Origin of the sequence: Blautia sp. SF-50 (assembly GCF_900101315.1) — a bacterium.
GTDB classification, from domain to species: Bacteria; Bacillota; Clostridia; order Lachnospirales; family Lachnospiraceae; genus Blautia_A; species Blautia_A fusiformis.
In genome coordinates this window covers 1-6,304 of the sequence record NZ_FMUW01000064.1, presented here as the reverse complement: position 1 = coordinate 6,304, position 6,304 = coordinate 1, and the positions used below count along the sequence as shown (strand labels likewise).

General features: G+C 49.2%; 4 protein-coding genes and 1 pseudogene. All 5 read left to right on the top strand.

The annotated features are described in order from the left end of the window. Positions 1-524: 524 nt before the first annotated feature. The 5 genes and pseudogenes from BLP57_RS17385 to BLP57_RS17365 all read left to right on the top strand — a co-directional run bounded on the left by BLP57_RS17385 (position 525) and on the right by BLP57_RS17365 (position 6,079). On the top strand, positions 525-1,427 hold the full coding sequence (locus BLP57_RS17385) for a 30S ribosomal protein S1 (RefSeq protein ID WP_092073586.1): 903 nt from the start codon (positions 525-527) through the stop codon (positions 1,425-1,427). A 29-nt stretch (positions 1,428-1,456) separates the two neighbouring features. Then, positions 1,457-3,127 (top strand): putative manganese-dependent inorganic diphosphatase, encoded by a 1,671-nt coding sequence (locus tag BLP57_RS17380; RefSeq protein WP_044961512.1) that lies wholly within the window; start codon positions 1,457-1,459, stop codon positions 3,125-3,127. Between the two features lie 13 nt (positions 3,128-3,140). After that, positions 3,141-3,728 (top strand): annotated as a pseudogene (locus BLP57_RS17375) (flavin reductase family protein); the annotation flags it as partial. Between the two features lie 346 nt (positions 3,729-4,074). Next, positions 4,075-4,587: a shikimate kinase gene (locus BLP57_RS17370; RefSeq protein ID WP_044961515.1), complete on the top strand. Its 513-nt coding sequence runs from the start codon at positions 4,075-4,077 to the stop codon at positions 4,585-4,587. Positions 4,588-4,786: 199 nt separating this feature from the next. After that, positions 4,787-6,079, top strand: a complete 1,293-nt coding sequence (locus BLP57_RS17365) for a UDP-N-acetylglucosamine 1-carboxyvinyltransferase (RefSeq protein ID WP_092073580.1) — start codon at positions 4,787-4,789, stop codon at positions 6,077-6,079. Positions 6,080-6,304 lie beyond the last annotated feature (225 nt).

The following is a 6,304-nucleotide window of genomic DNA, read 5'->3' as shown; positions in this document are numbered from 1 at the left end:
CCATAACTCGCCATGTACGCTGATGCGTACCTGGCTCAGACAGATGGGGCTTACTCTGCGGCTTGTGGCCGCAGAGTACCTTCCCGTCAGAAGCCTCAGGCGCTAAGTATGACCAGCGGCTTACTCCGACGCACCGGGTCCCGACCATGCAGCCGCCCCTCCGGCAGTCCGTCCTGTGTGTTGGAGAGAAACAAAAAGGATGCACTACAAAGAAATTCTGGAATCGTACTAAGTCCGTCCTGCGCGTTGGAGAGAAATAAAGAAAGCATCAAGGTTGTGATAAATGGGCTGATCTGAGTCCGTCCTGTGTGTTGGAGAGAAATAAAGAAAGCATCAAGGTTGTGATAAATGGGCTGATCTGAGTCTGTTCTGTGCGTTGGAGAGAAATAAAGGGGTTAAGAAATTTCCAGTGCAAAAAATATAGCGCGGGTGGGGTGTGCATGCTATAATGATTAGGATTATAGTGCTGTCGTCTGGTTTGGGGCGGCGGTGGTTGGGTTTTTGTTTGAATGGGAGGTCTGGATATGGCGGAGTCTATGAAGGATTTTGAGAGGGAGCTGGAGGCTTCTTTTAAGAGGATCGATGAGGGTGATATTATCTCAGGGACTGTTGTGAGTGTGGATGAGTCGGGGGTTGTTCTTGACCTTAAGTTTTATGCTGAGGGTTTTATTCCGGTGGAGGAGTTTTCCCGGGTGCCGGGGTTTAATATTAAAGAGGCTGTTCAGCCGGGGGATGAGGTTCAGGCGATGGTTCTTCGCAGGGATGATGGCCAGGGGAATATTCTTCTTTCCAGAGTGGATGCTGCGGATGTGCTTGCCTGGGACAGGCTGAAGGAGCTTCAGGATTCGGGTGAGGTGCTGGATGTTGTTGTGAAGGGGATCGTTAACGGGGGTGCCATTGCTTATGTTGAGGGTGTCCGTGGTTTTATTCCGGCGTCGAGGCTTGCTTTGGAGTTTGTTGAGGATACGGAGGTGTTTCTGAATAAGCCGATCCAGGTGCGGGTGATCGAGGCTGATAAGGCGAAGAAGAGGCTGGTGCTTTCGGCGAGGGAGATTCTTCGTGAGAGGGCTGAGGTGGAGAAACGGAATAAGATTTCCAATATCCAGGTTGGCTTTGTGACGGAGGGTACGGTTGAGAGTTTGCAGCCGTATGGTGCGTTTGTGGAGCTTGGGAACGGGGTTTCCGGGCTGGTGCATATTTCTCAGATCTGTGAGAAGAGGATCCGGAAGCCTTCTGAGGTTTTGAGTGTTGGGGATAAGGTTAAGGTGAAGGTTATCGCGATCAAGGATGGTAAGCTGAGCCTGAGTATTAAAGAGGCATCGGATCTGATGGCTAAGGAGGTTGAGGAGGAGTCTTTTGAGCTTCCGGAGTCGGGGGAAGAGGCTACTACTTCCCTGGGTGCTTTGTTTGCAAATATTAAATTATGATTATTTTGGATGAAAAAGGATGGATGTGTATGAAAAAACCGGAGAGAATATTTGTAATCGGACATAAGAATCCGGATACGGATTCCATCTGTTCGGCTATTGCTTATGCGGATATTAAGAACAGAACTACGCAGAATAAAAAATATATCCCGAAGAGAGCGGGGCAGATCAATGAGGAGACCAGGTATGTGCTGAACCGTTTTGGCGTACAGCCGCCGGCTTATCTGGGAAATATCGGTACGCAGGTCAAGGATATGGATATCCGGACCAGTCCGCAGGCGGATAAGAATATGTCGCTGAAGAATACCTGGGATCTGATGCAGGAGAACGGGATCGTTTCTCTTCCGATCCGTGATAAGGATGGGTGTCTGGAGGGGCTTGTGACGATTGGTGATATCGCAAAGACCTATATGGATACTACAGACAGTTATCTTCTTTCCAATGCGAGGACGCAGTATCAGAGAATTGCCGAAACTGTTGGCGGTGAAGTGGTGGAAGGTAACGGACACGGATATTTTGTGAAGGGGCGTGTGCTTGTCGGTACTGCCAACCCGAAGATGCTGGAGGGCTACGTTGAGGAGGATGATATGATCATCATGGGTGACCGTGAGGAGGATCATCTTCAGGCGATCAGCCAGAATGTCAGCTGTATCATCGTGGGGCTGAATATCGTGGTTTCCGAGAAGGTTATAAAGCTTGCTCATGAGAAGAATATCGTGATCATCCGGTCTCCGTATGATACGTTTAATATTGCGCGTCTGATCAATCAGAGTATTCCGGTCAGCTTTGTTATGAAGCGGGATAACATGGTTACGTTTAATACCGAGGATTTTACGGATGATATCCAGGATGTTATGATCAAAAACCGTCACAGGGCGTTTCCGGTGATCAATCCTCATGGTAAGTGTATCGGTACGATCTCCAGACGTAATTTTCTGGATATGCATAAAAAGAAAGTGGTTCTTGTGGATCATAATGAGGTGGATCAGGCTGTTGATAATATCGAGAAGGCGGAGATCCTTGAGATCATCGATCATCATAAGCTGGGTACCTTGCAGACTATGACGCCGGTTGCTTTTCGTAATGAGCCGGTGGGATGTACGGGCACGATCCTTTATGAGATCTACGGAGAGCAGAGACTGGAGATCCCGGAAAAAATCGCGGGGCTTCTCTGTGCGGCTATTATTTCGGATACATTGATGTTCCGTTCACCGACCTGTACGCAGACGGATAAGATCGCTGCCAGTGCTCTTGCGCTGATCGCGGGAATCAAGATCGAGGAGTTTGCCCGAGAGATGTTTTCTGCGGGAAGTAATCTGAAGGATAAGTCTCCGGAGGAGATTTTTTATCAGGATTATAAGAAGTTTATCGGTGAGGGTAATGTTTCCTTTGGTGTGGGTCAGATCAGTTCCATGGACAGCGAGGAGCTTAAGGAGATCAAGGAGAAGCTGATGCCGTTTATGGTGAGTGAGTGTGGCCGTCATGATATCACGAGAGTTTATTTTATGCTGACGAATATCCTGGAGGAGTCTACAGAGCTTCTGTTTTACGGGGAGGGCAGCCAGCAGATGGCGGAGATCGCTTTTGAGCGGAAACCGGATGGAGATACCTTCAGTCTGCCGGGTGTGGTTTCCAGAAAGAAGCAGCTGATCCCGGCTATGATGGAGGCTGCTCAGCTGATGAACAGCGATTATGCATAAGAGGTGACGGAAAATGGCGAAACAGTTATGGAAGCCGGGGAACATGATCTATCCGCTGCCGGCTGTAATGGTGAGTGTTACCGATGGTGAGGGTAACGATAATATCATAACGGTTGCGTGGACGGGGACGGTGTGTACCAATCCGGCGATGGCTTATATTTCTGTCCGACCTTCCCGTTATTCCTATGATATGATCCGGAAAACGGGTGAATTTGTGATCAATCTGACAACGGAGAAGCTGGCGTTTGCAACGGATTTCTGCGGGGTCCGTTCGGGACGTGATGTGGACAAGTTCCGGAAGCTGAACCTTACGAAAGAGAAAGCGCAGTTTGTTTCTGCACCGATGATCGGGGAGGCTCCGGTTTCGATCGAGTGCAGGGTGCGTGAGGTGAAGGAGCTGGGGTCTCATGACATGTTTCTTGCGGATGTGCTTGCGGTCCATGCGGATGAAGCTTATATGGATAAAAACAACAGGTTTCGTCTTAATGATGCGGGTCTTCTGGTTTATTCCCATGGGGAGTATCTGGCGGGTGGCCGGAAGGTGGGAACCTTCGGCTACAGCGTAAAGAGGAAGCAGCAGAAGAAGCAGATGCAGAAGAAGTTGGATAAGAAATCAGACAGGGAATCAGACAGCGAAGCAGAGATGGCAGAGATGGCGGGGAAGTTGAAGACGTCAGGAAAGCCAGGGATGTCAGGAAAGTTGAAGATGTCAGGAAAGCTAGGGATGTCAGGAAAGTTAAAGATGTCAGGAAAGCCAGGGATGTCAGGGAAGTTGAAGACGTCGGGAAAGCCAGGGATGTCAGGGAAGTTGAAGATGTCAGGAAAGCCAGGGATGTCAGGGAAATTAAAGACGTCGGGAAAGGCAGGGAGAGAGAAACGGTAGGTTCTCGGAGCTGTAAGGTTTATTGAGATTTGGCAGCTGTTATGCTAAAATGAAAGGATACAGTATGAATAATATTACACTGATAGGGATGCCTGGTGCGGGGAAGAGCAGCATCGGTGTCGTACTTGCGAAGGTACTTGGGTACCAGTTTATTGACTCTGATCTGCTGATCCAGAAGGCGGAGAAAAGGACTCTGAGTGAGATCATTGCGGATGAGGGTACAGAGGGCTTCAAGGCGATCGAGAATCGTGTGAATGCTTCAATCCAGGTGGAGAATACGGTGATCGCTACCGGTGGAAGTGTGGTTTACTGCGATGAGGCTATGCAGCATCTGAAGTCTGAGGGTGTTGTGGTGTATCTTAAGATCTCGCTGGAGCTTCTTTCCAGGCGTCTTGGTAATCTTAAGGGGCGTGGTGTTGTGCTCAAGGAGGGGCAGACGCTGGCGAGTCTTTATGATGAGCGTGTTCCTTTGTATGAGAAATATGCGGACATTGTGGTGGATGAAGAGGATAAGGATCTGGAGGGGAGTCTCCAGGTTGTGCTTGAGGCACTGAAGAACAGGGGAGATAAGGCGTAACTGTTGGCTTGTGGAAACGGTTTGCTGGAGTGTTTCGGGTCATGGGTTGTGACAGGTTTTCGTCATAAATTGTTTACAAATCTGAAATATGTGTTATAATATACAACTGACCTAAAAAACGGTATTGCGGAACGTTTGTTCCTGCAGTAAATTCAGAGAAAGTTTCTGCTCATAGAGGAGTAAATAATAGAGGTGTGTTATGGAACAGTATGTGATTAAAGGCGGCAATCCTCTGGTTGGAGAAGTGGATATTGCGGGTGCGAAGAATGCGGCGCTTGCGATATTGTCAGCAGCCATTATGACTGATGAAACTATATTGATCGAGAATCTGCCAGATGTTAGGGACATCAATGTTCTGCTTGAGGCGATCTCCGAGATCGGGGCTCAGGTTGAGCGTATTGATAAGTCTACTGTAAAGATCAACGGTTCTACTATCGGCAATCTCAGCGTGGATTATGAGTTTATCAAGAAGATCCGTGCTTCTTATTATCTTCTGGGTGCTTTGCTTGGTAAGTATAAGCATGCGGAGGTTCCGCTTCCGGGTGGATGTAATATCGGCAGCAGGCCGATCGACCAGCATCTGAAGGGTTTCCGTGCTCTTGGTGCGGATGTTGATATCTGTCATGGTGCTATTGTTGCCAAGGCGGAGAATCTGCATGGCAGCCATATTTTCCTGGATGTGGTTTCTGTTGGTGCTACTATTAATATTATGATGGCTGCTTCTATGGCGACTGGTCGTACGATCATTGAGAATGCTGCGAGGGAGCCGCATGTTGTTGATGTGGCGAATTTCCTGAACAGTATGGGGGCGAATATCAAGGGTGCCGGTACGGATGTGATCCGTATCCGTGGTGTTGAGACGCTTCATCGTACGGAGTATTCGATCATTCCGGACCAGATCGAGGCTGGTACGTTTATGTTTGCTGCTGCGGCTACTCGTGGTGATGTTACTGTTCGTAATGTTATTCCTAAGCATCTTGAGGCTACTACTGCTAAGCTTGAGGAGATCGGGTGTGAGGTTGAGGAGTTTGATGATGCGGTTCGTGTCCGTGCGCCGCATGTGCTTCATCGTACGCATGTGAAGACGTTGCCTTATCCTGGTTATCCTACGGATATGCAGCCGCAGATCGCGGTTACTTTGGCTTTGGCTGAGGGTACGAGTATTGTTACTGAGAGTATTTTTGAGAACCGGTTTAAGTATGCGGATGAGCTTTCACGGATGGGTGCCAATATTAAGGTGGAGGGGAACTCTGCTATTATTGATGGTGTGAGGAAGCTTACGGGGGCGCGTGTGAGTGCGCCGGATCTTCGTGCGGGGGCTGCGCTTGTTATTGCGGGGTTGGCTGCTGAGGGTGTTACGGTTGTTGATGATATTGTTTATATCCAGCGTGGGTATGAGAATTTTGAGGAGAAGCTCAGGAGTCTTGGGGCTGAGATTGAGAGGGTTTCCAGTGAGAAGGAGATTCAGAAGTTTCGGCTGCGCGTTGGGTGATGGTTGGTGACAACTGGTAACGATTGATGATAATTGGATATTTGAGTTTTGGGAGAGTTCCTGGGTGTTTGGGCCTGGGGGCTCTTTTTTTGTGTGGGTGGGGGGAGGGACGAACGGACAGTCTGCCAGCGGGGCGGCTGCATGGTCGTGCCTGGTGCGGTCGTTTCGCCGGGTCATACTAAGCGTCTGAGTCTTCTGCCGTGCAGGGCGCCCCATAACTCGCCA

What these genes read in the sequence shown, in the direction of transcription:
- BLP57_RS17365 (WP_092073580.1), top strand. Translation starts at nt 4,787, where the DNA reads ATGGAACAGTATGTGATTAAAGGCGGCAATCCTCTGGTTGGAGAAGTG.
- BLP57_RS17370 (WP_044961515.1), top strand. Translation starts at nt 4,075, where the DNA reads ATGAATAATATTACACTGATAGGGATGCCTGGTGCGGGGAAGAGCAGC.
- BLP57_RS17385 (WP_092073586.1), top strand. Translation starts at nt 525, where the DNA reads ATGGCGGAGTCTATGAAGGATTTTGAGAGGGAGCTGGAGGCTTCTTTT.
- BLP57_RS17380 (WP_044961512.1), top strand. Translation starts at nt 1,457, where the DNA reads ATGAAAAAACCGGAGAGAATATTTGTAATCGGACATAAGAATCCGGAT.